This window comes from Inquilinus sp. (assembly GCF_057815775.1).
Genome location: NZ_JBYRFX010000561.1, coordinates 1 through 1542 on the forward strand (window position 1 = coordinate 1; position 1542 = coordinate 1542).

The following is a 1542-nucleotide window of genomic DNA, read 5'->3' on the forward strand; positions in this document are numbered from 1 at the left end:
CCGGCCACCACCCGGGCCGGTGTCGACGACGAACTGCACGTTGGATGGATCGGCAGCGACGGCCCCGAACGGGACACCACCCACGATCAGCACTGCAGCGATGGCGGACCAGACGCTGCCACGCATTTTGCTCGTCACCGACATTTTGGCCTCCTCCTTTGATTTGCTTGCGTCCCGCATTCGCAGAGCGGTTCAGTTTGCAGCCGGCGCGGCTGCCACGGCGTGGCGCTGGCGGCGCCGGGAGATGATGGATGTGGCGACCATAACGACGATCAACACGACGATCCCCAGCGCGATCGGCCGCTGCAGGAAGATCATGGGGCTGTTGTCCGACAGCATCAGCGACTGGCGCACCGCGCTTTCCGCCTGCGGCCCCAGCACGAAGGCCATCAGCATCGGTGCGGCGGGGACCGATAGTTTGCGCAGCGTGTAGCCGAGCACGCTGAAGGCCATCAGCATCCAGACATCGAAGATCGAGCCGCGCACGCTGTAGGCCCCCACGACGCCCAGGATCAGGATGACCGGGTAGAGCAGCCAGTAGGGAATGCGCAGGATCTGCACCCACATCGGGATGAGCGGCAGGTTGAGCACCAGCAGCGCGAGCGTCCCGAGATAGAGGCTGGCGATCACCGGCCAGGCGATCTCCGGATGCGTGCTGAACAGGAGCGGGCCGGGCTGCACGCCGTAAAGCATGAGAGCCGCGAGCATCACGGAGGTGCTCGCGTTACCGGGAATCCCGAGGCTGAGCAAGGGAATCATCGCGCCGCCGGCCTCGGAATTGTTGGCGGCCTCCGGCCCGGCGACCCCCTCCATCGTGCCCGTCCCGAAGGCCTCCGGATGCCTGGACGTGTTCTTCACCACGGCATAGGACACGAACGAGGCCAGGGTCGAACCGCCGCCGGGGATCGCGCCGATGACGAAGCCGAGAACCGATCCGATGGCGATCGCGAGTCTCGTCTGGCGAAGATCCTCCCAAGTGGGCAGGTAATCGAGAAATCTCTTGGGCGCTACGAAACTGGACCTGCCTGCCTTGCGCTCGACATTGACGAGGACCTCGCCCACTGCAAACAAGCCCAAGGTCAGCACCAGGAATTCGATGCCGTCCGAAAGGTCGATCGATCCGAAGGTGTATCGCTCCGCGCCGGTGAAGATGTCGACGCCGACAGTGGCAAGCAACAGCCCCAGCATCATGGAGATCAGGCCCTTGACCGGGTTCTTGCCCGTCAGGCTCACAACCAGCAGCAACCCGAACAGCATCAGCATGGCGAATTCGGGCGGCCCGAAGCTGACGGCCAGTTCCGCGGCCCATGGCGCGGCGAACGTCAGCGCGAGCACGCCGAACGTGCTGGCGACGAAGCCGGAAATGGCGGACATGCCCATCGCGGGCCCGCCACGCCCCTTCTTCGCGAGCGCATGACCATCGTAGCAGAGCACGATCGAGGAGGTTTCGGTCGGGATGTTCAGCAGGATGGCCGTGGTGGCCCCGGCAAACTTGGCGCCGTGATAGATGCCCGCCATCATGATCATGCCGGTGGTCGGCTC

1 protein-coding gene is annotated in these 1542 nt (G+C 64.9%); it reads right to left on the bottom strand.

Annotation, left to right across the window (positions count from 1 at the left end):
• Positions 1–192 precede the first annotated feature (192 nt).
• Positions 193–1542: tripartite tricarboxylate transporter permease (locus AC3XYG_RS19465; protein ID WP_489141514.1), on the bottom strand; the 1350-nt coding region annotated here is incomplete at its 5' end.